Genomic DNA, 23890 nt, shown 5'->3' with positions numbered 1-23890 from the left:
TTTCTGGATCGTGTCTGAAAACGAACATTTCTTTTAACAGGAGGATTTTTAAGTATGAAAAAAGCAGAGATTATCATTGACAAATATTTTCTTACCGGAAAAGTTGACAAACGAATCTTCGGTTCCTTTATCGAGCACCTGGGACGCGCCGTTTACGAAGGCATCTATCAGGAAGGAAGTGCTCTCTCCGACGAGCAGGGCTTCCGAAAAGATACCCTGGATCTTGTCAAAGAGCTTCAGGTACCGATCGTCCGTTACCCGGGCGGAAACTTTGTCTCGGGCTATCACTGGGAAGACAGCGTAGGTCCGAAAGACAAACGGCCTGCAAAACCGGATCTTGCCTGGGGCGTGATTGAGACAAACGAATTCGGTCTGAATGAGTTTGCGGACTGGTCGAAAAAAGCCGGCAGTGACATCATGATGGCCGTCAATCTCGGAACCCGCGGACCGGAAGATGCAAAAAATGTGCTGGAGTACTGCAACTTCAAGGGCGGCACCTACTACAGTGATCTGAGAAAATCCCACGGTTACAAAGATCCACACAACATCAAACTCTGGTGCCTCGGCAACGAGATGGACGGACCGTGGCAGATGGGACATAAGACCGCTTCTGAGTACGGACGTATTGCAGCAGAGACTTCCCGTCTAATGAAATTCATGGATCCGACGATCGAAACTGTTGCCTGCGGAAGCTCCAATCTTACGATGCCAACCTTCGGTTCCTGGGAATATACGGTTCTGGACGAATGCTATGATGAGGTGGATTACCTTTCTTTACACCAGTACTACGGAAATTATGCAAATGATACTGTCGATTTCCTGGCAAGCTCCAAGGGCATGGATGATTTCATCTCCGGTGTAGTTGCGATCTGTGATGCAGTCAAAGCGAAAAAACACGGCAAAAAGCAGATTAACCTTTCCTTCGATGAGTGGAACGTATGGTATCACAGCAATGAGCAGGATCAGAAGCTGGAGAAATGGGTACGCGCACCGCATCAGCTTGAGGATGTTTACAACTTTGAGGATGCACTTCTCGTCGGAAGCATGCTGATCACACTCCTGCGCCACGCAGACCGTGTCAAGATTGCCTGCCTCGCACAGCTTGTCAACGTTATCGCTCCGATCATGACATCCGATACCGGTGCATGGCGTCAGACGATCTTCTATCCATACATGCATGCAAGCGTATACGGCCGCGGAACCGTCTTAAATACACAGGTTCTGACACCGGTTTACGAGAGCAAAACGTACGGCGAAGCTCCGTATCTCGATTCTGTCTGCATCTGGGATGAGGAAAACGATGCACTGACCATTTTTGCAGTCAACAAGAGCCTGGATGAGGATATGGAGGTTTCCTGCGATCTGCGTCAGTTCGAAGGATGTCGTCTGGCTGAGCACATCGTGCTGACAAACGACGATATGAAAGCGGTCAACACCGAAGCAGATCCGAACCACGTTGCTCCGACCCATTCCGATGCTACCAAACTGGAGAATGGAAAAATGCACACCGTTCTTGGAAAACACAGCTGGAATGTGATCCGTCTTACAAAATAATGGAACCGTATAAGGTATGGCCTGAAAAACAGAACATCTGAATTTTTCATCCAAACATATGCATAAAGGAGTTTTATTTTATGGCACAGGCATATTTATTTGTTCATTTTCGGGAAAAAACAACACCAGACGGCGAACAGGTTTATTTCGGCATCAGCCGCGATGGTTTCCACTGGGAAGCTGTCAACGACGGCGCTCCTGTTCTCTGGGCGTATTATGGAGATAAGGGTGTACGCGACTTTACTATCACTCACAGCATAGAAACCGGGAAATATTATATTTTCGCCACTGACCTGAGTCTTTCTTACGGTATGCGGAATCAGTATCACAATTCCTGGGATGAGATCGGCAGAAACGGCAGCAAGTATTTCTCCGTCTGGGAATCAGAGGATCTCGTAAACTGGAGCGACCAGCGTCTTGTAAAAATCGGTGATGATGACTTCGGCTGCCTCTGGGCACCGGATCTGATTTACGATAAAGAAAACGGTGAGTACGTTCTGCACTGGTCTTCTTCCCATGCAGCAAACGATTACGGTCCCAAAAAAATCTATTACAGCACAACGAAGAATTTTGTTCATTTTTCAGCTCCGCAGGTTCTGTACGAAAAAGAGGACAGCGGCGTGATTGATTCGGCGATCTATGAAGAGAATGGGGTTTATTATCTTTTCGTAAAGAGTGAAAGCAATCCGGCGAAAATTATTCTGCTCCGCTCCGACCATGCGGCCGGCCCGTATGTGCGGATGGAAAGCTTCGATGAGAGCATGAAAGATGTAGAGAGCGGTCTCTATGAGGCTCCGACCGCAGTACAGCTTGATGACAGCAGATGGTGTCTGTTCCTTGACTACTACGGCGTTCCGGGTGCCGGCCAGGGATATGTGCCGTTTGTTGCAGACAGCCTTGCTTCCGGAAAATTTGTTCGTTCTGATGCTTCCTTCTCGTTCCCATACGGCTACAAGCATGGAACGATTCTTCCGATTACAGAGGAGGATTACGAGCGGATCAAAAACCATGACTGGTCAGATCACGGATATCGGTAAAATCGCTGTCCGCCTGATGGGATTTTCATACAAAAAGAACTGCGGCAGGCTTCCTTTTGGGGAAGTTCCTGCCGCAGTTCTTTTTCGCTTTTCTTTTCCGACAAAACCCATCCGCTTCCTTTTTGTTCTGGCGGACAGTACCTTTTCTGCAGATTGGTAAATGTATCGTTTTGATGGTGTCTGAATTTTTCTTTATCTCTGTGCCTGTGCAGCGGTTCTTGCATGGAACATGCGGAAGACGCCGGTCTGCTCGATCAACTTCGTCAGGCTGTAGAAAATGATGGAATCGATCGGCCACATAATCAGGTTCTTTAAGGCACGTGCCGGAAGAAGCACCATGATTCCTTTTCCATACAGCATGCTGATCCACAGGGTGTTCAGCAGTACGTTGACAGTCAGCATAACGATGAACTTGGCTGCAAGCACACGTTTGATGGTCAGTTTTTTGCGATAGTAGAAGCATCCATACATAAAAGATGCCAGCATCGCATTAAAGGTGAATCCGAAGAAGAACGGGCCGCTCGGTTTCAGGAAATATTTTACGACATCAAGAATGCCGGAGAAAAGACATCCTGTCACTGGTCCGAACAGGTAATCGACAAGGCGGTTCGGGATTCCGGAAAATCCGATGCGGACATAAGGTCCGATATCAATCGATGCTACCTGGTTCAGAATCATCGCCAGCGCTGCGAACATGGCACAGGCTGCAAGGGTTGTGACTGCTTTCAGCTCTTTTGCTGACTGCAGAAACATGTTTTTTGTTTCTTTTGCTGTTTCATTTGCATTTTTCTGCATAAAAAAATTACCTCCTTTACAGATATCTGACTACAATAGGAGATAATCTCTTGTCTCTATCTTCTGTTGCAGCGAGATGCAATTCATATACCGCAAGATTTTCTCTTTTCGTCTCCCTGGCTACTCTCTATCCCGGGAGCACTTTACGCATATGAACTTACTCTGCAGTTGTTTTTGTCCTGCTCATTATATAGTAAAATCCCCTTGGTTTCAAGAGGATTTTACATTTTTTTCTAATTTTTTACGATCAAATATCAGCCCTGCATTTTACGGTCTTTCCGGTGATAAAACGGAGACAAACGCAAACTTTTTATCCAGCAGTTTTCCCATCAGCACAATGCCTTTTCCCATCGTAAAAGCAGCTGCTACCGTTCCGATTCCAAGACCTTCGATTCTTCCAAGTCCGAAGAAGGTGAGCAATGCGGTTACCATAAGGCAGGTCACATCGAAGTCGATTTTAATTCTGGAATACGGCACTTTCGTGCAGACTTTTTCGACTTAAAGATTGACTCTATATTTGAAGAGGGCGAATGAAAATGATTAGGAACAAACGAAAGCAGATGAAACTCGAATTTTATCGGAAAATCTCAAAATTGCACATCCCAAAAACCCAGTATTTAAGCCTTTTTATCTATGTATAATTTGATATTAACGTAAAAAAAGACCTCATAACCACATTTTTATGATTACAAGGTCTTCATTTTGTGTTTTATGAATGATTCGGCTTGTGTCTGGGCTGTTGATCCGGAAAAGGGACAGTTGGGAGTTGGTCAGTGATCGGGTGATGGGTGATTAGCACTCGGTCACTGGATCAACTGTTTTGCCCTTTTGAGGATCAATTGGGTTGCCCTTTGACACAAGATCTTTCTTCTTTTATTTTCGGATCTGTCCCGTTCCGTATACGATATTTTTAATCGACGTCAGCGCCAGCAGTCCCATTGGGCCTCTGGCGTGAAGTTTTTGGGTGCTGATTCCGATTTCGGCGCCGTAGCCGAATTCGAAGCCGTCGGTGAAGCGGGTGGAGGCGTTGACGTAGACTACAGCTGCATCGATTTCGTCCAGGAATTTCTGGGCGTGGGTGTAGTTGTTGGTGATGATTGCTTCGGAGTGTTTTGTGTTGTAGCGGTTGATGTGCGCGATCGCTTCGTCGATAGAGGAAACCGTTTTAATGGATACGATATAGTCGAGATACTCTTTTCCCCAGTCCTCTTCTGTCGCTTCTTCTGCTTCCGGCATGTATTCTCTTGCCTTTTCGTCTGCGCGCATTTCCACATGTTTTTCTTTTAATCGTTCCTCCAGAACCGGGAGCAGTTTTTCACGTACATTTTCGTGTACCACAATCGATTCACACGCATTACATACGCCGACGCGCTGTGTTTTTGCGTTCAGAATAATATCCACTGCCATGGAAAGATCGGCTGTCTCATCCACGTAGATATGACAGTTTCCGGTTCCTGTCTCAATGACAGGAATCGTGCTGTTTTCCACGACAGCGCGGATCAGTCCGGCACCGCCGCGCGGAATCAGAACATCGACATAGCGGTTCATCTTCATAAACTGCGCCGTCGTCTCGCGGGAGGTATCTTCGATCAGAAGCAGGGCGTCTTCCGGCACCTGCTCCTCTTTCAGTGTTTTCCGAAGAGAGGCAACAATCGCCGTATTCGAGTGGATTGCATCGCTTCCGCCTTTTAAAATCACGACATTTCCCGTTTTGAAGCAGAGTGCAAATGCATCCGCCGTCACATTTGGGCGTGCCTCGTAGATGATGCCGACAACACCGAGCGGAACACGTTTCTGTCCGATCAGAAGACCGTTCGGGCGTTTTTTCATTCCCAGCACTTCCCCGATTGGGTCGTCCAGTTCGGATACCTGACACATGCCTTCTGCCATTGCTTCAATCCGGCTTTTGTCCAGAAAGAGCCGGTCCAGAAGTCCCTGAGACATGCCTTTTTCTTTTCCATGCTCCATATCCAGCGCATTGGCCGCGATAATCGTTTCGGCGTCTGCCACAAGGTTTTCCGCTGCTTTTTTCAGCACACGGTTTTTCTTCTCCGTCTCCATGATTCGAAGCACAGGCTCCGCCTGGCGGGCTCTCGTTCCGATTTCTTCCAGCTTCATCATACTCGTCTCCTCCTCGTGTTGTCTTATCGTAATTGGCTTAACGGTAAATCTTCTGCTCTGTCACCAGCATCTGCGGCAGAACATCCGTCTCTTCAAACGGCACCGCATCAAACAGCTGAAACTCAAACGCCGCTGCAACCGTTGTAAACCCTGGATGTGCGGCAAGAAAGCGGTCATAAAATCCTTTTCCATATCCGACTCTGTGGCGCGCCGGATCAAAGGCCACACCGGGTACCAGCAGAAAGCCCTCTTCCCGCGTGCAGACCTTTCCGCCGTCCGGCTCCATAATGCCAAAATAGCCGGATTTCAGCGTGGAGAAATCTTTGATCTCATAATAAACCATATCATCGTCTTCCACGCGCGGCACAGCGACCGTCTTTCCCATTTGCAGGGCCTTCTCGATCAGATCCCGTGTCATGACTTCTTTTTTGAAGTCCATATACGCAAAAAAGCAGTCCGCATCCAGAAACTCCGGCAGAGCCGTGATTTTTTCATAAATCATACGGCTCTTTTCCTGAATTTCTTCCTGTGTGGCTGCTCTTCTTCGGGCAAAAACTTCTTTTCTAATGTTTCCTTTTGCTTCCATAGCGCTCCCCCAGATTTACGATTGTTCCGTCTTTCTCCTGCATATCAATATTGTCGAGCTGGGTACGGAGGTTCATTTTCACGGCTGCAATATATTCTCTCCGCAGCTTCTGCTGCTCTTCTTTCTCCGCCGGTGTCAGCCCCTCTGCTTTCGCCTTGCGGGCAAGTTCGTTAATTCTCTGTATATTAATTTCCATTTTCTGTATTTCGCTCCTTTAAATTACCGGAATTTTCTCTTTATCTTACCGCAAAACACGGTATCTGTCCAGCAGATCCGCGAAAAATCTGAAATCCGGTTTTCAATCACCGGATTTCAGTCTCGTCTGTATAATTATCCAGTACAATCAGAACCCATGTTTTTCCAGGATTCAACTTAATCTCATCGCCATTCCCATCCCGGTATTTTGTGACGCCCCACGGATCATCCTTGCTCCATGTCACGTCGATGGCCTTTCCGCTTGTGATATACGTTCCCGTTCCGCCGTTTACCACATCGATATCGAGATATTCCGCATTGTCATCATACTTTTTCCAGGAACAGTACTGCACGATAATGTTCTTCACCGCAAGCTGTTCCTGTGTCATCTCATCGATCTGCGGTTCCCCGAACTGATAACGCAAATACGTGCCGCTCGCCTCATCGTACGAAAACCACGGATTGTTGTGGAAATATCCGCCCGGTGCCACATAGGCGGCATTTCGTCCCTGTTCCAGCGTTTCCGGTTCTGTCTCGGATGCAAACTGGAAAAATCCGTCATAACCGTCTTTGTAAGATGTCCGGTAGCCGCAGAGATCGATTCCCGCTGCAATCCCGGCCGCATCCAAATACGCATTGTGCGGCGACGGACGATCCGACGTCCGGTAATACACCTGTTCCGAATACTCCATGCCGTTCACATTGTCTATGTGATCCGATTCGAGCAGCGGAATCGCATACGCCGCCTGTCCATAGTGGTAATACAGAGCGTCAAATCCCGCTGCCAGATACACATAATATTCGCGGCAACTCCGCACCGATCCGATCTTTTCGAGATCATCATAGTTTTCAAACAGCCCCATCAGGCGCGTAATGCCGCCTTCGACCGGCGCTTCATAGATCACTCCCGCACGGCTGATACCGCTCTGCGGGCAGGCGCTGATGATATTGCTCAGCATAACCGCCACCGGGCGCCTTCTTCCCTGTACTTCGGCGACAGGTTCTCCTGTCAGATAACTTTTCACCATACCTTCCGGCAGCGCATCCTCCGCGGGTGTCGGCTCAATCGCTTCCGGAACCAGCGGTTCCGGTGCCGGATCTTCGGTCGGGGCCGGTGGTTCCGTAGCTTTCGTTTCTGTCTTGCTTTCCCCTGCTGTCTCTTCTGAGACATAAGAAGTTCCTGCCGATGCAGTTTCCGGTGCCGTTTCCCCAATTTTCCGGCATCCGAACAGCATCATGCTTCCCAGCAGAGCAATCCCCAATGTGTAAAACCCTCTCTTTTTGATAAAGACCCCTCCTTTTCTTCTTTCAATCAGTCTCTTGTGATACCGAGACGCTGCAGCACCTCTTCCTGCTTTGCCTCCATCACGGCTGCTTCCTCCGGTGTCATATGATCATAACCCAGAAGATGCAGCATACTGTGTGCAACAAGAAAAGCAAATTCGCGTCTTAAAGAATGACCGTATTCCTCCGCCTGCGCTCTTGCGCGCGCAACAGAAATCACAATATCACCCAGCATCAGCTCACCGCTGTCCGGGTTAAAACAGTCATCTCCCTCTTCCGTCTCCAGAAAATCGAACGAAGCCGGAGAAGGATAATCTACCATCGGGAAAGAAAGCACGTCTGTCTCCCGGTCAATGTTTCTGTGTTCCCGGTTCATGGTGCGGATATTTTCCGGATCAGTCAGAATCAGTTCTACTTCTGCCTCATACGGGCACGCTTCCTGATCCAGCACACCATTGATTACCGCTGCTGCAACCTCTTCCGGATCAAATCCAAGGTCAAAATCCTGTTCATTTTCAAACGTCAGTGTCATTTATTTTCCCTCCGTTTTCTCGTCGTACTTTTTGCTCTGCCGCTGTGATTTTCCGGCTTTGCTTTCTTTTCATATTCATCGTAAGCCTGTACAATCTTCTGCACCAGCGGATGACGGACAACGTCCTTGCTCGTCAGCTCGCAGAAGGAAATTCCGTCTACTTTTTTCAGTACCTGCATTGCCACATCAAGGCCGGAGCGTGTACCGGAAGGAAGGTCCTTCTGAGAGGCATCTCCGGTTACAATGACTTTGGAACCGAAACCGATACGGGTCAGGAACATCTTCATCTGCGCCGGTGTCGTATTCTGTGCCTCATCAAGGATAATAAACGCATTGTCGAGCGTACGGCCTCGCATGTACGCGAGCGGCGCAACCTCAATCAGGCCTTTTTCCATGTTTTTCTGGAAGCTCTCTGCTCCCATGATCTGATACAGCGCGTCGTAGAGCGGCCGCAGATACGGGTCAATTTTACTCTGCAGGTCGCCAGGCAGGAAACCGAGTTTTTCACCCGCCTCAATCGCCGGACGCGTCAGGATAATACGGCCTACCTCATCGTTTCGGAATGCCGTGATCGCCATCGCCATCGCAAGGTACGTTTTTCCGGTTCCGGCAGGGCCGACGCCGAAGACGATCATCTTTTCCCGGATCGCATCCACGTACGCTTTCTGACCGAGTGTTTTCGGTTTGACCGGACGGCCTGCGACCGTGTGGCAGATGCAGTCACTGTCGATTTCAGCAAGGCTGCTTCCGCTGTCCTCCATAACAAGTGAGATTGCATAATTGACGTTCTGTGTGTTGATATCATTTCCGCGGCGTGAGAGCTCCAGAAGCTGTGTCAGACATTCCTTTGCGCGCGCTGCATTCGATGCCGGGCCCACAATTTTTAAAACGCCGTCCCGGGAGATCAGCGTAACCGCCAGGGATCTCTCCAGGATTTTGATGTGTTCATCAAACTGGCCGAATACTTTCTTTTCATGTTCGATGGGCAGTTCCATCTGCAGTTCTATCATGTTGTTATTGCTGTTCATCTACCATTGTTTCCTTTCCATCCGACATCTTCTGCATTTCGCAGGGCTGTGCTTCTACGGCCCGTTCTATCACGCGAAGTGTCCCTTTTGTGATACATGACGTATCGTTAAGTTCTATTGTAACATGATTCTCCGATATTTGAAGTCCTTTTTCTGATAAATTTCTGTGGAATTTCTGATAATTCTGCGAGGCTTTTTCTTTTGCCTCGTGTTCTGAGTAGGTTTCTTTCTGAACTTCAAAAGGAAATTTCTGACGGTAGCCGAAATAAAACGGAAGGGCAAAGTTTTCTGTCAGATAAAGCTGCTGAAGGGACACTTCCTCGTCTGCTCCATTTTCCCTTTTCTCTGTTTTCTGATCCGCCGTTCCGGTCATGCTCCGCAAACTCTCCACAAAATTCTCCGGCAGCAGATTTCCAAGGAAAAATCGGTAAGCAGAAATCTGGAATACCGGCGTTTTTTTCTCTGCTTTCTGATATGTCCGTACCGTATGGGAAAGCGGAAAGGTATCATAATAGTACCACGTCGTCTCAAGGTCAATATCCGCGTCTGCGTGAACATAAGAATAATCATACGTTTCCCCACTGTCATTCACAAGCGGAATCTCGCCCTTTACAAGAATGTCTCCCGCTTGACATGTATCACCGGGGAGCACCTGCGGAATGCCGTTCCGTGTGATAATACGCACGACCGTCCCTTCTTTTTTCGCCACAAGATTCTGCGGATCATCTGCTTTTTCTTCGATCACATAGCCGTCTACGTTTTCTTTTACCGCAAGGACAAGCTGCGTCCCTTCTATTTTTGCGGACACCCAGGTCAGATTCGGAAACTGCTCCCGCAAATACGATGCGGTCTGGCTGCAGTCCACACGTTTTTTCCAGCTTCCATGATGAATCCCGGCCGCGTCAAGGCTGTTTAAGATCGTCTGCGTACTGTTCGCGTAATTTCCTTCCACATGAATATTCCAGATGAACTGCGACAGCGTGTAAAGTCCCGCCAGGCAGAGAAAAATACCAATAAAAAATGCCTTTCTTTTTAAACTTCGCCGGTAAAAGAAAGGCAGTCCCTGTTTTTTCTGTATTCGGATGCGCACACCGCTCTTGCGGCGGATCGGCAGGAGGCGGAAAAAATCTTCCGGCAGAAGGCTCATCTCAAAGCAGCCCTGATGTTCTGTCACGTCCCACAGTGTGATGTTATGGTGCCCGCACAGATTGAAAAAACGCTCCGGTTCACGGCCCGTCACACGAATCCGCACACTGCCTTTCCAGAAAACCTTTCCCCTCTGCAAACGCACACCCCCTTTTCAGCATTGGAATGATTGGAATCATTACACTTATTGAAACGTCGCCTGATCGATTCTCCCTTCCACCCGCATCTCCTCCCCGGAATACGAAACAATCCGGATTCCCTCTCCCACAAGGAGCAGCCTGCCATATTGTGTAAGCACACAGAGGCGGCACGCATTATATTCCAGAATCCTGCGGAAATTTTCAATCTGCACTTCTCTCCCGCCGTAAAACGTCACAACCGGCTCGCCAAAAGCAAGATCTGACGGAACCTGCATCGCCGAAAGCAGCTCCCCGCCCGGCGGATGGAGTGATTTTTTCTGCTTTTTCTTTTTTCGCATCCAAAACCTCCTCCGCTTTGCGGGTCTGCTTTTTGTTCTATCGCTATTTTATGCAGAAAAAAGCACAAAAATACCCCACAGCCGCTGGGGTTTCCTGCCCGATCAGGCTGCGGGGTTTCATTTCTCTTTTTTAAAAACATTTTTTGCAGGGTTCATACCCCTGGGCTTCTGCATTTTCTCTCGTCATCTGATATGCCCGATCCGGATTCATTCTGCCGCAGTTATTTTTGTTATGGTACTTCGATCCGGTCTCTGAAATCCACACGAGCTGTCCTCCATACGGATCCGATTCCTGCGGTGCTTCCGTTACCTGCGGTTCTTCGGCAGTCACTGCCGGCTGTGATTCTTCCGCTGCCTGCGTTTCGACGGTTTCTTCCGCCGCAGCTTCTATGGTTGGCTCAGGTGTCGGCGTCTCGGTCGGGTCAGCCGTTGGAGTTGGGGTAGCAGTCGGAGTCGGGGTAGCGGTCAGCGTTGGTGTTTCGGTCGGTGTTGCTGTCGGCGTTGGTGTTGATGTTTCAGTCGGGGTCGGCGTCGCTTTTTTCGTCGGCGCTGCCGTAACGCTGACGGAAACAGACTCTGCAGATGCCTTCTGTGTTTCCTTACTGCTGTACGTCACAGGTGTCAGCGCACAGGCGGAAACCAGCAGCAGCACAGGAAGCAGCACAGGAAGTGCTTTCGCCACATGAAACCGTTTCTTTATCGTATTCCAGGTAACCGGAAGCAAAAAGATTCCAAGCAGCAGCAGTGACAATGCATATGCCTTCTCCTCTTTCCAGTAACCGGCTCCCGCCAGCATCATCAGAATACCGAACAGATACCTGAGAAAATTTCCTGCCTTTCTCAGCATATTTCATTCCCCCTCTTGTGTATTTTCTGAATTTCTTACAGCGAAATCCTCTACTGTAAATACGTTTGAAAGAATGGAAAATTACATCACAGATTACGATTCTTTATAGAAAATCATGCTGAACCATATGACCATATGCTCGCCGAGGTAATAATCCATCATGTTTTTTTCAATCAGGTTTGCAACAACGATGCCGTGGCTCTCGATGCATGGATGCATCAGTTCAAGATGGCGGCAGCCGCCTCTCGGGTAGGTACATTTATCGCAGAGCTGGCAGGAATCGGAGGAAAGGGCGAAGGTGAGCAGGGTTTTGTCTTTTAAATGCTGCTCGATTTCGCGTGTGATTTTTTCGTGCTCCGATTTTGTTTTTAATGTCTCATCCATATCCATGATGTTGTCCACTTCTGCGATGCTGGAGAAGAACAGAACGTGATCGTAGTTCATGCAACGCTCCTTACAGACTTCAACAGTGCCGACCGCCGGCGGGCAGGACCAGGAGGCTCCGTAGCGGGAGCACTCCTTTTTGCAGATCTGGCGGACCCGGTCATTGAATTCGATGTCCTCCGGTTTTACAAATGCATACTGATAGATAGGAAACTGGGTAATATATTCTTCGATTTCTGTCTGTGTCATTTTGTCATCCCTTCTCTTTTGTTACAGATCTTTTTCCAGAAAAGCAAATACCATATTCCAGTACGTCTGGAGCATGCGCCCTCTGGTTCCAAACAATTCATGCTTTGCGCCCGGTACTTTTACCATTTTTGCCATGCCGGGACGGCGTTCTGCCATTTTCCGGATCATCCGCTCCTGGGCACGGTTGGACACAAGATGATCGTTCTCCGCCTGAAATAAAAGGACAGGAGCCTCGATCCGTTTCCATCCGCTCCGCATCAGATCGCGGTACAGATGTGCGGCGGCATGGAGCCATCCGTAAGAAGCGGCATTTAGGTGATACAGCGGCTCTTTTTCCCGCTTCTGCTGGTAATAGAGAAAGCGCGGACGGGAGAGGGACGAACTTTGTTTAAAACTTTCGATTCCCTGGTATGGTTTCTGTCCTACCACATACTGTGTGCCTCGTTCTGTGGCACAGGCAAAAGCTGCGATCCGTTTTGCATCGGCGAACGGCACTTTTCCGGTCAGCGGACGGATCATCGGCGAACTCAAGACCACTTTCCGGAACAGATGCGGCGCTTTGGCGGCCGCTGCTGCTGCGATTCCGCCGCCCATCGAGTGAGAATAGAGAACGAGCGGAAGACCGCATGCCTCTGCTTTTGCTTTTCGTGCAACAAAGAGCAGATCTTCTACATAACGATGGTAGGAATCGACATAAACAAGCGACGGATCATCCACCAGACGGTAGCTCTTTCCGTGGCCGCAGTGTTCCGGCAGATAAACATGAAAATGCTCTTTGATAAAATAATACACGATCTCTTTATATTTCTCTGCATTTTCCGTAAAACCGTGTGAGATTACAACAACACCTCTCGGGCGGAATGCGCGGTAACGAAGAACATGAATCGGATGACCGCTCTCCCTTTCCCAGTAAAATTCTTCTGCATGAGCGGCGAGGTAAGGCTCCACACCATTCTGCATCCGCTCCGCATAATTTTTTTCCTGTAATACGCGTGTTCTCATTAGCAAATCACCTGCTTTCATCCAGATACGAAAGGATATCCTGAAGATTGTCGATGGTACAGTCCGGTGTAACTTCAATTTTGTTCGGAAGATGATCCGGGTTGTACCAGCAGGTCAGGATTCCTGCATTTTTTCCGCCGCGGATATCACTTGTGAGGGAGTCGCCGACGATCACAACCTCATCCGGTGCATAACTTCCGATTTCGTTCCATACCGCATCAAAAAAAGCCTTCTGCGGCTTGTCCACACCGACCTGTTCCGAGATAAAAACGCCGTCCAGAAGCTGATCAAGCCCGGAAAAGCGGAGTTTACGCTCCTGTGCAACAGTGGTTCCATTTGTTACTGCATACTGTTTTACGGTAGCTTTCAGCTGTTTTACCAGTTCATCTCCGTGATCGCAGAAGAAAGCCTTATCGCCGAGGCGGATCTGATATTCATCATTGAATACCTTTACCTGATCCGTCGGCAGTCCTTCCGATTCAAAAAATTCATGGAATCGTCCAAGCATCACCTGTTCTCTTGTAAGCTCTCCCGTCTCCAGCCGCTCCCAGTAACCGCGGTTGATCACGCTGTAGCGCTGCAGCATTTCGTCCGTGCAGGTTCCCATATGAAACTTGTTGAAACAGTACTCAATTGCATATCGTTCCGACATCTTAAAATTCAGAAGTGTTCCATCGATGTCCCACAAAATTACTTTTATCAAAGAGAAATCCTCCCTTGGTTTCATTTGTATTTTCCAATTATCTGTTTTTCATTCTAGCATAGATTACAAATACGATCAATTGTATTTTAGGCATTGTATCTTTTGAGAAAAAGTGCTACGATAAAAAAGAATTTCCGTGAAAAAGAAAAGGAAGAAGGAAGAAACACTATGAAATTTACTTATCCAGCCGTTTTTCATAAAACCGAACAGGGAACCTACGAAGGTTATTTTCCAGATCTCGCCTGCTGCTATGCAAAAGGGGATACCCTCGACGAGGCGCTGGAAGATGCCATTCACTCCGCCTATGACTGGATCTCTCTGGAACTGACGGAAGAAGAACCTGATTTTCCGCCGGTATCGGATGTGGCAGATCTCGGGAAAAGCGAAGGTGAAATTGCAAGAAATATTGCCGTCAACATCCGGCTTTTTGAGGGATGGGACGAATAAGTTCAAAAAAGAGAAAGAAAACCGTATTGCTGCGATATTCGAAACGCGGCGATACGGTTTTCTTTTTATCTCTTCCAGGTTTTCAGCATCTCTTTTTCTTCTTTGCTGATCCGCAGCGACTCTCTGATTTTCTGAATTGTTTTGTTATGTGTCCAGTCATCGAGACTGTTTTCTTTCAGCAGTTTCTGTGTTTTTTCCGGAAAATGAATATAACAGATCGATACTGCCCAGGCGACGGCCATTTTTACGTAATAGCCATCGTGATGAATCTTTTTCATCTCCTCCAGCACAGCATCGATATACGCTTCGTTGATAAAAAAGTCCAGCAGACACACAACACCAAACCGGATTTCATATTCCCGGCTGCTTTTCAGCCATTTCTGCAGATATCCATACCAATACTCCTGGTCTTTCTTCATAAAATGGCACGTTGCACAGGAGCTGTCACAGATTCCCCAGCTGTTGATCATCGGCACAAAGCGGTCCAGTTCTGCCGTCTGTTCTTCACGGGTCAGCCTTCCGTAGCCGATCATCATTCCGCGGATCAGAAGCTCCTCATAGACTTCCGGATTAAACTGTTCGGTATAAACTTCATAGTGGTCTCTTGCTGTCGCTTTTGCAATCCGTCGCGAAACCGGAATGCGGACACCAAGAATCCGACAGTTCTGTCCCGGAACAAGAGAGCTGTGAAATTCCCGGTATTTTGCATCTATATTGCTTTCCAGTTCTGCCCGAATGGCCTGCATTACTTCCTGTTCCATATGATTCCCCCTCTCTTTTCTTTCTCTTTAAGATGTTTTACACGCTTTTTACAAATGTTTAACCCTGTTATTTCTGCACTTCTGATAAGATAAAATTAAAGTAAACGATAACATCCACCCTGCCAAATGCCAGATCTTTTCCGGCTGAAAGGTGAGTCTTATGAGAAAGAAATATACATTTTTTCAAAATATACCATTCCTGTGCAAATTTCAGAAGCAGCCAGCCCTTGCAGAAGAAGCGCCAGTTGTTTCCACAACGCTGTCTATTCCGTTTTCCGGACCTGCAGAAAGATCCTTATATTTTACCGAAAACCCGGATTTTACCGCTCCCTCTGCCGGTATCCATTCCCGTCGTTTTCCGGGAAGCCGGATCTTTCTATATTCCAGCGATCCCGAGCACGATCTTGCGGCAGTTCCATCCTCTCTTTTCGATGTGCTGCACCGCTATTTTGCCGTCCATTCACCGGATGATGTCGTTTTATGGAAAGATGGCATTCTCTCCTTCCAGACCATGGAAAATCAGCCGCAGCCGTTGACTGCTCTTTGTACACCGGATGATGCACGGGATTCCAAAATCATTCCGTTCCCCACACTGTCAGAACGGCAGCGCATTTCACAGTAACTGCTATTTAGCCAAACCAGCAGGAGCATGATGGAAAATACCCCTTTCCGTCATGCTCCATTTTTTACTTAATTCCGAGAATTCCACTAATCCGCTCTTTCGAAAGCCCCGCGCCGATTACAATCAGCACTTCCTGGCTCTCCGGCACTGCCTGGAATGTCATCTGTTCCCGCGTCGCATTGATTTCGCTCCACACAGTTTCGCCCGTCTTTACAATTCCTTTGATCCGGAATACATTGCCGCATGATGGATCCGCAAAGATTGCTTCTGCTGCCTTTTTCAGCGCTTCTTCCGTAATCTTCGGCTCCAGAAAGCAGAGCGAATCAAATGTCTGCTGCTCGCCGAAATCCAGCTTCCGGTAATCCTCCGAACGGTAACTGCATTCGGAGAGCATTTTGAAATCATCCTCTGTCAGATCATCCCAGTTTTTCTGTAAAATTTCTGCATCAGAAAACTGTCTTCTGCAGCCTGCCTGCTCGAGCGTGCGGTTCAGATGGGCAATCGTTTCTTCTTTCTTTTCCTCCGAAACATTCTGTACTTTGCTCAGCACGATTTTACCAGCGTTCGCCGCCTCGGAAGCCAGCAGATACTCTTCTTCCTCCGACAGCTTCTCATCGAGCCCGGCATCCAGAATCGTGATGACGCTTCCCGCCTCATACCAGCGGTTCAACGGCTCGTCGTACAGCGTGTCAAAGAACTCATCCACATCGTAAATCCCCGACGGTTCCACGAGAATGCGGTCGTAGCCGCTCATGCCCATCGAGATCAGTTTTGTGCGGAACCGTCTGCGGTGTGTCTCTTTGTCGCATCCGCCGGAAATCATCTCCAGCTCGCACTGATCGCCGCGCAGTTCCTGCAGAAGCAGCATATCCACATTGACTGCCCCAAAATCATTCTCCAGGATGCCGATGTTCTTTCCCTGTGCCATCAGATACTTTGCGTACTGTTTCAAAAAAGTCGTCTTCCCTGAGCCAAGGAAGCCTGTAATCAGATCAATTTTAATCATTTCTGCTGTCCTTTCTGCTGTCTTTTTCCGTCTGCGCCTGCGGAGCTTCGAACACTCTATTTTCGTCTGCGCTCTTTGCCGGTAAATGTATCGATGTCTATGCGCCATACGGCAACGCGCTCCACCATCTCCGGCAGAAAAGCGATCTTCGCCTCCGGTGCGATATGCGCCATGATTTTTTCCAGGCCTTTCTTCTTTACCTCCGGATCTGTCACCTCCGTGATGGTTCCGTTTCCCATGATACTGCGGTACGCATAGGAATACGCACACGTATAGTCACCTGTAATCACTTCATGGTTGTAATCCATCTCCACCGCCACGCGCGGATCCGCTGCAAATGCAGCCGCCTTCCGCCCTTCTTTTGCCCCATGCAGGTACAGACAGACGTGAAGAGTTCCATCTTCTTCCCGGACATCATATCCATAATTCATCGGCACGATAAACATGCCTTCCTCATCCATCGCCCCGATCCGCACAACCTCGCAGCTTTCCAGAATTTCTCTTAAAATTTCAGGATCTGTAATCTCCCGCTTTTTTAAACGCATTTCACGCATCGCAATCACACCTCTCTTATTCGCAGCTATTTATGATATGGCTCCCCGCAGTTAATGCGGTAGCTCCGGTAAATCTGTTCCAGCAGAATAACCCGCATCAACTGATGCGGAAATGTCATTTTCGAAAAACTGAGCGCATAGTTCGAACGCTTCAGAACTTCCTCGCCAAGCCCTAAGGAACCACCGATCACAAAAATAATATGGCTCGTTCCCTGCACGCCGAGCGTATCTATTTTCTGGGCCAGCTCCTCGGATGTGAGCTGTTTTCCCTTAATTTCCAATGTAATCAGATAAGCGTCATCCCGGATATATTTGAGAAGGCGCTCTGCTTCTTTGTTTTTGATATTTGTCTCTACGGTTTCACTCGCGTTGTCCGGCGTTTTTTCATCCGCCACCTCGATAATTTCCAGCTTTGCATAGCGGCTGAGGCGCTTCGAATACTCGGCAATCGCATCCCGCAGATATTTTTCTTTGATTTTTCCTACTGTCAATACTGTAATTTTCATTCTGTAATCTTAAAACCCTTTCGGATATCTGTCAAAAACACCAAAAGCCATATAGATCACTTCTTGTCCGCGTCTATATGGCTTTTAGTTTAGAAAAGCAATGCCTTATGCATTTTTGCTTTTGATATACTCATCAATTCCTTTAGCTCCGGCTTTTCCGGCACCCATAGCAAGGATAACGGTTGCTGCACCTGTTACAGCGTCACCGCCGGCGTAAACGCCCTCTTTGCTGGTCTTTCCGGTTTCTTCCTCAGCTACGATACATTTTCTTCTGTTGACATCCAGACCGTAGGTGGTGGAAGAAATCAGCGGGTTCGGGGAAGTACCAAGAGACATGATAACTTCGTCTACTTCAATTTCGAACTCAGATCCTGGAATCTCAACCGGTCTTCTTCTTCCGGAAGCGTCCGGCTCGCCAAGTTCCATACGGATGCAGCGGATACCGGTTACCCAGTCTTTGTCGTCGGTCAGAATTTCTACCGGGTTGGTCAGAAGGTCGAAGATGATACCTTCCTCTTTTGCATGATGAACTTCCTCTGCACGGGCCGGAAGCTCTGCCTCAGAACGACGGTAAATAACGTGTACCTCTGCGCCGAGACGAAGTGCGGTTCTTGCAGCGTCCATAGCTACGTTGCCGCCGCCGACTACAGCAACTTTCTTGCCGTGTGCGATCGGGGTATCGTAATCATCGCGGAATGCTTTCATCAGGTTGTTTCTGGTCAGGAACTCGTTTGCGGAGAATACGCCGTTTGCGTTCTCACCCGGGATTCCCATGAACATCGGAAGGCCTGCACCGGAACCGATGAAGACTGCTTCAAATCCTTCGTCTTTTAACAACTCGTCGATGGTAACGGATTTTCCGATGATAACGTTGGTCTCAATTTTAACACCGAGAGATTTTACGTTCTCGATCTCAGCGGCAACTACTTTGTCTTTCGGAAGACGGAACTCCGGAATACCGTAGCTTAATACACCGCCGGCTTTGTGAAGTGCCTCGAAGATGGTTACATCGTAGCCAAGTTTTGCAAGGTCTCCTGCGCAGGTAAGACCTGCAGGGCCGGAACCGATAACCGCGATCTTGTGGCCGTTTTTCTCTGCTGCCGGAACCGGTTTGATACCGTTTTCTTTTGCCCAGTCAGCAACGAAACGCTCCAGTTTACCGATGGAAACAGCGTCGCCTTTGATTCCGCGGACACATTTGCCCTCGCACTGGCTCTCCTGCGGACATACACGGCCGCAGACTGCCGGGAGTGCACTGGACTCACCGATAATTTTGTATGCTTCCTCGAAGTTTCCTTCTTTTACCTGTGCAATGAATGCCGGAATGTTGATATTAACCGGGCATCCTGTGATACATTTTGCATTTTTACAGCCCAGGCAGCGCTGTGCTTCTTCTACTGCTTCGTCTTTGTTGTATCCAAGACATACCTCGTCAAAATTTGTGGCACGTACCTTCGGCTCCTGCTCACGTACCGGTACTCTGTTTAATCCCTTTGCCATTATTTGTCACCTCCGCACTGGCCGCATCCACCGTGATGGGTTGCGCCTTCCTGGTATCTTAAGAGAGCTCTTCCCTCTTCTGTCTTATACATCTGCTGACGTTTCATAGCCAGGTCGAAGTCTACCAGATGACCGTCAAACTCCGGTCCGTCTACGCAGGCAAATTTTACTTCATTGCCTACCATTAGACGACAGGCACCGCACATACCGGTTCCGTCTACCATGATCGGGTTCATGCTTACAACGGTCGGGATGTTCAGTTCTTTTGTCAGAAGACATACGAATTTCATCATGATCATCGGTCCGATGGCAACACAGACATCATACTGTTTGCCCTGATTCTGTACAAGGTCGCGGAGTACATCGGTACCCATACCTTTTCTTACGTAAGAACCATCGTCTGTGGTTATGTACAGATTGCTGACAGCAGACATTTCTTTCTCGAGAATAACGAGATCTTTTGTCTTTGCTCCGACAATGGCGTCAGCAGTGATTCCATGCTCATGCAGCCATTTTAACTGCGGGTAAACCGGTGCAGTTCCAACACCGCCGGCTACGAATACGATCCGTTTTTTCTTCAGTTCTTCGATATCTTCGCTGCAGAACTCGGACGGCTGCCCCAGAGGTCCTACGAAATCCATGAAAGCATCTCCCGCTTTGAGATCTTTCATTTTTTTGGTAGATTCTCCGATCGGCATGAATACGATGGTGATAGTTCCTGCTTCTCTATCGTAATCACAAATGGTCAGAGGAATTCTTTCTCCTTCTTCATCTGCCTTGACAATAACAAACTGTCCAGGGAGGCAGTGCTGTGCTACTCGCGGTGCTTCTACTACCATACGGTAGATATTATTCGCGAGCATTTCCGCTTCTTGAATCTTGTACATAATATCCTCCTAATCTTGTTAGAAATATTTTAACAAAAGCACGACTTGGATTTTCGCGCATTTTATGTTAATACTTTATCACGTTTCCGGTTATTTGTAAACAACGGACAACATCTTTTCCCATCATCCGTGTTCCTCCAGATAATTTTCGAACTGTTCCATGGACATCAGAACTTTTCTCGGCTTGGTTCCTTCCTCCGGTCCTACGACACCGGCATCCGCGAGCTGGTCCATGATTCTGGCCGCGCGGTTGAAACCGATTTTCAGCACTCTCTGGAGCATGCCGATCGATGCCTTATCTTTTTCGATGATAAATTTTCCGGCTTCCACGAAGTAATTATCGCGGTTATCTCCGCCGCCTGCGGCAGAACCGCCATCCAGGCTTACGGTGTGAATCCGTTTTTCGATATCCGGATCATAAGCGTTCTCGCCGTAGTGATCTTTTAAGTAGGCAACGACATCGCTGACCTCTTTATCCGAAACAAAGGATCCCTGCAGACGGGCCGGTTTCTGGTAATCCTGCGGCTTGTAGAGCATATCGCCTTTTCCAAGCAGTTTTTCCGCACCTCCCATGTCGAGGATCGTACGGGAATCTACGCTGGAAGAAACCGAGAATGCAATACGGGACGGCATATTTGCCTTGATAAGACCAGTGATGACATTGACGGAAGGTCTCTGTGTTGCAATAATCAGATGGATGCCGGCCGCACGGGCAAGCTGTGCCAGACGGCAGATCGCATCCTCCACTTCTCCCGGCGCAACCATCATCAGGTCGGCAAGCTCATCCACGATAATGACGATCTGCGGCAGTTTTTCCGGTTTTTTGCCGTTTTCATCCGGCGGCAGCTCGGCAACTTTCGCATTGTAGCCTTTCATATCGCGCACGTTGAATTCCGCAAATTTGTTATAACGGTCTGTCATCTCCGCAACCGCCCAGTTCAGAGCTCCGGAAGCCTTTTTCGGGTCTGTGACAACAGGAATAAAAAGGTGCGGAATGCCGTTATAAACAGAAAGCTCAACGACCTTCGGGTCGATCATGATCAGTTTGACGTCTTCCGGTTTTGCCTTATAAATAATACTCATAATCAGTGTGTTGATGCAGACCGATTTACCGGAACCGGTCGCACCGGCGATCAGAAGATGAGGCATTTTCGCGATATCTGCGATGACCGGCTGACCGGCGATGTCTTTTCCGACAGCAAAGGCCAGATTCGAAGAAAAGTTCTTAAACTCCGGTGTTTCAAGAAGATCACGCAGCATCACGGCCGTGTTCGTCTTATTTGGAACCTCGATTCCGACTGCGGATTTTCCCGGGATCGGTGCCTCAATGCGGACATCTGCTGCTGCAAGACTCAGCTTGATATCGTCGGTCAATCCGACAATCCGGCTTACTTTCACGCCCTGTTCCGGCATCAGCTCATACCGTGTGACGGTCGGTCCGCAGCTTACGTTATTGACTGTAACTTTGACACCGAAGCTGTCCAGCGTCTCCTCCAGTTTCCGCGCTACTTCCCGCAAATGCGCATCGGAATCGCCCATGGCACCGCGCATCCCTTTTTTCAGAAGATTCATCGGCGGTGTTTTGTACTCCGGCCGCTTTTCCTCTGCTTTTTTCCCGATTTCCTGACGAATGCCGTCTATATCCGCCTCGATCTCTTCGCAGGAAGACCGCGGATTTCTCGTATGATCCGCAGACGTTTTCTCTTTTTTCGCCTCTTCTGCAGCTTGCCGTGTCATCTCCGGTCCTGTCTTTTCCGGCTCTTCAGCCGGCACAGAACCACGGTGAATCGAAAGCTCCGGCATCTCCATCTGATGGGTATCGTCGTTTTCGTTTAAATCAGCCTTCGATTCCACATGAGAAAGAAGGCGGGATTTCTTTTTCTTCCCGGCTTTTTTCGGTTCCTCCACTGGCTCAAGAATCAGCTCTTTTCCTTCCTCTTCCTCCATCGCAGCTTGGCGCGCCAGACGCTCCTGGCGGCGCTCCTCCGCCATCCGGCGGTGGTCATTCGTCTTTTCATGGATCGGCGCGAGAATCGGCTTCTGCGTCATCACGATCACGGAAATCACGATGGCGATCACAATAATCACCCACGCACCGATCTGGCCGAATCCCATGCCGAGAATTTTCACGACAGACCCTCCTAAGATTCCTCCGCCGAGATGATCGTAGGCGCTGTCAAAATAGTAATCCAGAAATGTCGTATCTCTCGTATAGCCGGACGCCAGAAGCTGCATAAAAGCGCAGAAAAAGACGAAGCAGCTGATCGCTCCCCCGGTTTTCCGCACAATTAAAAAGTTCTGTCTGTTTGCTATGTAAAATGCTGTTCCAAAGAAGATCAGAACCGGTGCTGCCCACTCTGTCACGCCGAAAAGGCCGAAAAAGAAGTCGCAGACAGCCTGTCCGATCACGCCGCCCATACCGAAATTACTGAGCATCAGCAGAATCGAAACAGCAAGCACGGAAAGCAGAATAATTTCTGCGCGCACTCCCTCGTCCATCGGCTCACGGACTGTGTTTTTCCTTGTGCCGGAGGTACGTTTTGCGGTACTGCTCTTTTTCGCCGTTGTTTTTCTGGCCGTTGTTTGGGTCTGTTTCTTTTTTGCTGTTCCGGAAGCAGAAGTTTTTTTCTTTGTCTTCCCGCTTCCCTTTGTTGTATTTGCCATGCAGAACTTCTCCCCTTTCTCGTATTACAGCAGAAAATATCCTGCAATGGAGAATGTCCCGACAAGAAGACAGTACAAAGCAAAATATTTCAGTTTCCGTTTTTTCACCACACGCATCAGAATGCGGATCGTAAAGTAACCGGCAAGTGCCGCCATGAAAACGCCGACCAGATATACCGGATGAAAAACAATTTTATTTTTTCCCATGGTCGCAATTTCAACGATCGTTGCCCCGATAATCGCCGGAACACTCACAATCAGAGAGTATTTCACAGCGTACGAACGGGTCATGCCGCCGATCACACACGCAGAAATAGTCGAACCAAGACGGGAAAGACCCGGAATCGTGGAAAAGCCTTGGAAGAATCCGGCAATCAGTGCATCTTTCGGCTTCAAATTTTTCTGCGTTTTTTCTCCCTCCGGAAGCATATCTGCCACCACAAGCAGAATCGCCGTCAGATACAGACCAACGCCAGGTGCCAGCAGATTCGAGGAGGTCAGTGTGACAAGGCTCTGAATCATGCCGCCGATTACAGCAGTCGGGATGGTGGTCAGAATCAGCAGGAAAGCAAGCATACGGTAGTTGCTGCCGAGTACCTTCCGGTACTGCTTTCTCTCCTGATGCTGACTGGAAAAGTGTTCCTTTAAATTATGAAACAGATCGATTATGATTCCGCACAGCGCGAGGAAGAGACGTTTCCATTCCTTCGAAAATGTGAGCAGAATTGCAATCATGGAGCCAAAGTGCAAAAGCACATTGAAAAACACCGTCTGCGTATCTTCGATCTTCATAAAGTGACGGAAGATAATCAGATGTGCGGAGCTGCTGATCGGCAGGAATTCCGTGATTCCCTGGATCAGGCCCAGAAATAAAGCTTCTATTACTGTCATTTTTTTATCCTGTTCCCTTATTTTTCTCTTTTGTGAAAGTCCGGACAAAACTTCCGTTCGAATTTTCACAGCGAACTCATTCTAACACAAAATCCCCTGAAACACAAGCCG

The 23890-nt window shown here is 48.5% G+C and carries 26 protein-coding genes and 1 riboswitch; of the genes, 4 read left to right on the top strand and 22 right to left on the bottom strand.

Annotated elements, in window-relative coordinates:
- Positions 1-54 precede the first annotated feature (54 nt).
- Together arfA and DXB83_RS03045 are read left to right on the top strand one after the other, a co-directional pair.
- Positions 55-1554 carry an arabinosylfuranosidase ArfA gene (gene arfA / locus DXB83_RS03050; protein ID WP_117801108.1) on the top strand — a complete coding sequence of 500 codons (1500 nt, stop codon included), beginning with the start codon at positions 55-57 and terminating at the stop codon, positions 1552-1554.
- 80 nt (positions 1555-1634) lie between these two features.
- Positions 1635-2591 carry a glycoside hydrolase family 43 protein gene (locus DXB83_RS03045; protein ID WP_117801106.1) on the top strand — a complete coding sequence of 319 codons (957 nt, stop codon included), beginning with the start codon at positions 1635-1637 and terminating at the stop codon, positions 2589-2591.
- 192 nt (positions 2592-2783) lie between these two features.
- Here the strand turns inward: DXB83_RS03045 and DXB83_RS03035 are convergent, their stop codons facing one another.
- The 14 genes from DXB83_RS03035 to DXB83_RS02970 form a co-directional block, all read right to left on the bottom strand.
- Positions 2784-3386 (bottom strand): folate family ECF transporter S component, encoded by a 603-nt coding sequence (locus tag DXB83_RS03035; RefSeq protein ID WP_022461732.1) that lies wholly within the window; start codon positions 3384-3386, stop codon positions 2784-2786.
- A 67-nt stretch (positions 3387-3453) separates the two neighbouring features.
- Positions 3454-3553, bottom strand: a riboswitch (THF riboswitch).
- 100 nt (positions 3554-3653) lie between these two features.
- Positions 3654-3863 (bottom strand): DUF6198 family protein, encoded by a 210-nt coding sequence (locus DXB83_RS03030; protein WP_117761479.1) that lies wholly within the window; start codon positions 3861-3863, stop codon positions 3654-3656.
- Positions 3864-4259: 396 nt separating this feature from the next.
- Positions 4260-5504, bottom strand: coding sequence for a glutamate-5-semialdehyde dehydrogenase (locus tag DXB83_RS03025; protein WP_117760579.1), 1245 nt, complete (start codon positions 5502-5504; stop codon positions 4260-4262).
- Between the two features lie 40 nt (positions 5505-5544).
- Positions 5545-6093 (bottom strand): 5-formyltetrahydrofolate cyclo-ligase, encoded by a 549-nt coding sequence (locus DXB83_RS03020; protein ID WP_117508969.1) that lies wholly within the window; start codon positions 6091-6093, stop codon positions 5545-5547.
- Positions 6071-6289: a DUF896 domain-containing protein gene (locus tag DXB83_RS16780; protein ID WP_022462552.1), complete on the bottom strand. Its 219-nt coding sequence runs from the start codon at positions 6287-6289 to the stop codon at positions 6071-6073. Before DXB83_RS16780 ends, DXB83_RS03020 begins: the two co-directional genes overlap by 23 nt.
- Positions 6290-6395: 106 nt before the next feature.
- On the bottom strand, positions 6396-7550 hold the full coding sequence (locus tag DXB83_RS03010) for a DUF3048 domain-containing protein (protein ID WP_055217951.1): 1155 nt from the start codon (positions 7548-7550) through the stop codon (positions 6396-6398).
- Positions 7551-7600: 50 nt separating this feature from the next.
- Positions 7601-8104, bottom strand: a complete 504-nt coding sequence (gene ybeY, locus DXB83_RS03005; protein WP_055228185.1) for an rRNA maturation RNase YbeY — start codon at positions 8102-8104, stop codon at positions 7601-7603.
- The gene (locus DXB83_RS03000) at positions 8101-9132 is read right to left on the bottom strand and encodes a PhoH family protein (protein ID WP_055267861.1); all 1032 of its coding nucleotides are present in this window, start codon (positions 9130-9132) and stop codon (positions 8101-8103) included. Before DXB83_RS03000 ends, ybeY begins: the two co-directional genes overlap by 4 nt.
- On the bottom strand, positions 9119-10417 hold the full coding sequence (locus DXB83_RS02995) for a sporulation protein YqfD (RefSeq protein ID WP_055267859.1): 1299 nt from the start codon (positions 10415-10417) through the stop codon (positions 9119-9121). The genes DXB83_RS03000 and DXB83_RS02995 overlap by 14 nt, the downstream gene beginning before the upstream one ends.
- Before the next feature lie 45 nt (positions 10418-10462).
- Positions 10463-10756, bottom strand: coding sequence for a YabP/YqfC family sporulation protein (locus DXB83_RS02990; protein WP_055267857.1), 294 nt, complete (start codon positions 10754-10756; stop codon positions 10463-10465).
- A 130-nt stretch (positions 10757-10886) separates the two neighbouring features.
- Positions 10887-11603: a hypothetical protein gene (locus DXB83_RS17095; protein ID WP_055217959.1), complete on the bottom strand. Its 717-nt coding sequence runs from the start codon at positions 11601-11603 to the stop codon at positions 10887-10889.
- 93 nt (positions 11604-11696) lie between these two features.
- Positions 11697-12236, bottom strand: a complete 540-nt coding sequence (locus DXB83_RS02980; RefSeq protein ID WP_055217961.1) for a DUF2284 domain-containing protein — start codon at positions 12234-12236, stop codon at positions 11697-11699.
- 21 nt (positions 12237-12257) lie between these two features.
- A complete protein-coding gene (locus tag DXB83_RS02975) occupies positions 12258-13238 on the bottom strand; it encodes an alpha/beta fold hydrolase (protein ID WP_055267855.1) in 981 nt (326 codons plus the stop codon).
- Positions 13239-13245: 7 nt separating this feature from the next.
- Positions 13246-13941, bottom strand: coding sequence for a YjjG family noncanonical pyrimidine nucleotidase (locus DXB83_RS02970; RefSeq protein WP_055217965.1), 696 nt, complete (start codon positions 13939-13941; stop codon positions 13246-13248).
- A gap of 168 nt (positions 13942-14109) precedes the next feature.
- On the opposite strand from DXB83_RS02970, the gene DXB83_RS02965 reads away from it, so the two are divergent.
- Entirely contained in the window at positions 14110-14388 is a 279-nt protein-coding gene (locus DXB83_RS02965) for a type II toxin-antitoxin system HicB family antitoxin (RefSeq protein WP_055228190.1), read from the top strand.
- A 65-nt stretch (positions 14389-14453) separates the two neighbouring features.
- Here DXB83_RS02965 and DXB83_RS02960 read toward each other — a convergent pair whose 3' ends face one another.
- On the bottom strand, positions 14454-15149 hold the full coding sequence (locus tag DXB83_RS02960; RefSeq protein WP_117805403.1) for a DNA alkylation repair protein: 696 nt from the start codon (positions 15147-15149) through the stop codon (positions 14454-14456).
- 160 nt (positions 15150-15309) lie between these two features.
- Here DXB83_RS02960 and DXB83_RS02955 point away from each other — a divergent pair, with 160 nt between their 5' ends.
- Positions 15310-15771 carry a hypothetical protein gene (locus tag DXB83_RS02955; RefSeq protein ID WP_055217971.1) on the top strand — a complete coding sequence of 154 codons (462 nt, stop codon included), beginning with the start codon at positions 15310-15312 and terminating at the stop codon, positions 15769-15771.
- A 64-nt stretch (positions 15772-15835) separates the two neighbouring features.
- Here the strand turns inward: DXB83_RS02955 and DXB83_RS02950 are convergent, their stop codons facing one another.
- The 7 genes from DXB83_RS02950 to DXB83_RS02920 form a co-directional block, all read right to left on the bottom strand.
- Entirely contained in the window at positions 15836-16777 is a 942-nt protein-coding gene (locus DXB83_RS02950; protein ID WP_118697237.1) for a GTP-binding protein, read from the bottom strand.
- Between the two features lie 56 nt (positions 16778-16833).
- Entirely contained in the window at positions 16834-17331 is a 498-nt protein-coding gene (locus DXB83_RS02945) for a pyridoxamine 5'-phosphate oxidase family protein (RefSeq protein WP_022462564.1), read from the bottom strand.
- Between the two features lie 26 nt (positions 17332-17357).
- Positions 17358-17837, bottom strand: coding sequence for a 23S rRNA (pseudouridine(1915)-N(3))-methyltransferase RlmH (rlmH, locus tag DXB83_RS02940; protein ID WP_117508974.1), 480 nt, complete (start codon positions 17835-17837; stop codon positions 17358-17360).
- A gap of 105 nt (positions 17838-17942) precedes the next feature.
- Positions 17943-19337 (bottom strand): NADPH-dependent glutamate synthase, encoded by a 1395-nt coding sequence (gene gltA, locus DXB83_RS02935; RefSeq protein ID WP_022462566.1) that lies wholly within the window; start codon positions 19335-19337, stop codon positions 17943-17945.
- Entirely contained in the window at positions 19337-20224 is an 888-nt protein-coding gene (locus tag DXB83_RS02930; RefSeq protein ID WP_055217977.1) for a sulfide/dihydroorotate dehydrogenase-like FAD/NAD-binding protein, read from the bottom strand. Before DXB83_RS02930 ends, gltA begins: the two co-directional genes overlap by 1 nt.
- Before the next feature lie 123 nt (positions 20225-20347).
- The gene (locus DXB83_RS02925) at positions 20348-22888 is read right to left on the bottom strand and encodes an FtsK/SpoIIIE family DNA translocase (RefSeq protein WP_022462568.1); all 2541 of its coding nucleotides are present in this window, start codon (positions 22886-22888) and stop codon (positions 20348-20350) included.
- 24 nt (positions 22889-22912) lie between these two features.
- Complete coding sequence (locus tag DXB83_RS02920; protein WP_022462569.1) at positions 22913-23779, bottom strand: undecaprenyl-diphosphate phosphatase; 867 nt, start codon at positions 23777-23779, stop codon at positions 22913-22915.
- Between the last annotated feature and the right edge of the window lie 111 nt (positions 23780-23890).

The organism is Blautia sp. OM06-15AC, assembly GCF_003481425.1.
Taxonomy (GTDB): domain Bacteria; phylum Bacillota; class Clostridia; order Lachnospirales; family Lachnospiraceae; genus Fusicatenibacter; species Fusicatenibacter saccharivorans.
This window is presented reverse-complemented; position numbering and strand designations above follow the sequence as displayed.

Excerpts from the sequence above, each read along its gene's own strand:
- arfA (WP_117801108.1), top strand. The coding sequence starts at position 55 with ATGAAAAAAGCAGAGATTATCATTGACAAATATTTTCTTACCGGAAAA.
- DXB83_RS03045 (WP_117801106.1), top strand. The coding sequence starts at position 1,635 with ATGGCACAGGCATATTTATTTGTTCATTTTCGGGAAAAAACAACACCA.
- DXB83_RS03035 (WP_022461732.1), bottom strand. The coding sequence starts at position 3,386 with ATGCAGAAAAATGCAAATGAAACAGCAAAAGAAACAAAAAACATGTTT.
- DXB83_RS03025 (WP_117760579.1), bottom strand. The coding sequence starts at position 5,504 with ATGAAGCTGGAAGAAATCGGAACGAGAGCCCGCCAGGCGGAGCCTGTG.
- DXB83_RS03020 (WP_117508969.1), bottom strand. The coding sequence starts at position 6,093 with ATGGAAGCAAAAGGAAACATTAGAAAAGAAGTTTTTGCCCGAAGAAGA.
- DXB83_RS16780 (WP_022462552.1), bottom strand. The coding sequence starts at position 6,289 with ATGGAAATTAATATACAGAGAATTAACGAACTTGCCCGCAAGGCGAAA.
- ybeY (WP_055228185.1), bottom strand. The coding sequence starts at position 8,104 with ATGACACTGACGTTTGAAAATGAACAGGATTTTGACCTTGGATTTGAT.
- DXB83_RS03000 (WP_055267861.1), bottom strand. The coding sequence starts at position 9,132 with ATGAACAGCAATAACAACATGATAGAACTGCAGATGGAACTGCCCATC.
- DXB83_RS02990 (WP_055267857.1), bottom strand. The coding sequence starts at position 10,756 with ATGCGAAAAAAGAAAAAGCAGAAAAAATCACTCCATCCGCCGGGCGGG.
- DXB83_RS17095 (WP_055217959.1), bottom strand. The coding sequence starts at position 11,603 with ATGCTGAGAAAGGCAGGAAATTTTCTCAGGTATCTGTTCGGTATTCTG.
- DXB83_RS02980 (WP_055217961.1), bottom strand. The coding sequence starts at position 12,236 with ATGACACAGACAGAAATCGAAGAATATATTACCCAGTTTCCTATCTAT.
- DXB83_RS02975 (WP_055267855.1), bottom strand. The coding sequence starts at position 13,238 with ATGAGAACACGCGTATTACAGGAAAAAAATTATGCGGAGCGGATGCAG.
- DXB83_RS02965 (WP_055228190.1), top strand. The coding sequence starts at position 14,110 with ATGAAATTTACTTATCCAGCCGTTTTTCATAAAACCGAACAGGGAACC.
- DXB83_RS02960 (WP_117805403.1), bottom strand. The coding sequence starts at position 15,149 with ATGGAACAGGAAGTAATGCAGGCCATTCGGGCAGAACTGGAAAGCAAT.
- DXB83_RS02955 (WP_055217971.1), top strand. The coding sequence starts at position 15,310 with ATGAGAAAGAAATATACATTTTTTCAAAATATACCATTCCTGTGCAAA.
- DXB83_RS02950 (WP_118697237.1), bottom strand. The coding sequence starts at position 16,777 with ATGATTAAAATTGATCTGATTACAGGCTTCCTTGGCTCAGGGAAGACG.
- DXB83_RS02945 (WP_022462564.1), bottom strand. The coding sequence starts at position 17,331 with ATGCGTGAAATGCGTTTAAAAAAGCGGGAGATTACAGATCCTGAAATT.
- rlmH (WP_117508974.1), bottom strand. The coding sequence starts at position 17,837 with ATGAAAATTACAGTATTGACAGTAGGAAAAATCAAAGAAAAATATCTG.
- gltA (WP_022462566.1), bottom strand. The coding sequence starts at position 19,337 with ATGGCAAAGGGATTAAACAGAGTACCGGTACGTGAGCAGGAGCCGAAG.
- DXB83_RS02930 (WP_055217977.1), bottom strand. The coding sequence starts at position 20,224 with ATGTACAAGATTCAAGAAGCGGAAATGCTCGCGAATAATATCTACCGT.
- DXB83_RS02925 (WP_022462568.1), bottom strand. The coding sequence starts at position 22,888 with ATGGCAAATACAACAAAGGGAAGCGGGAAGACAAAGAAAAAAACTTCT.
- DXB83_RS02920 (WP_022462569.1), bottom strand. The coding sequence starts at position 23,779 with ATGACAGTAATAGAAGCTTTATTTCTGGGCCTGATCCAGGGAATCACG.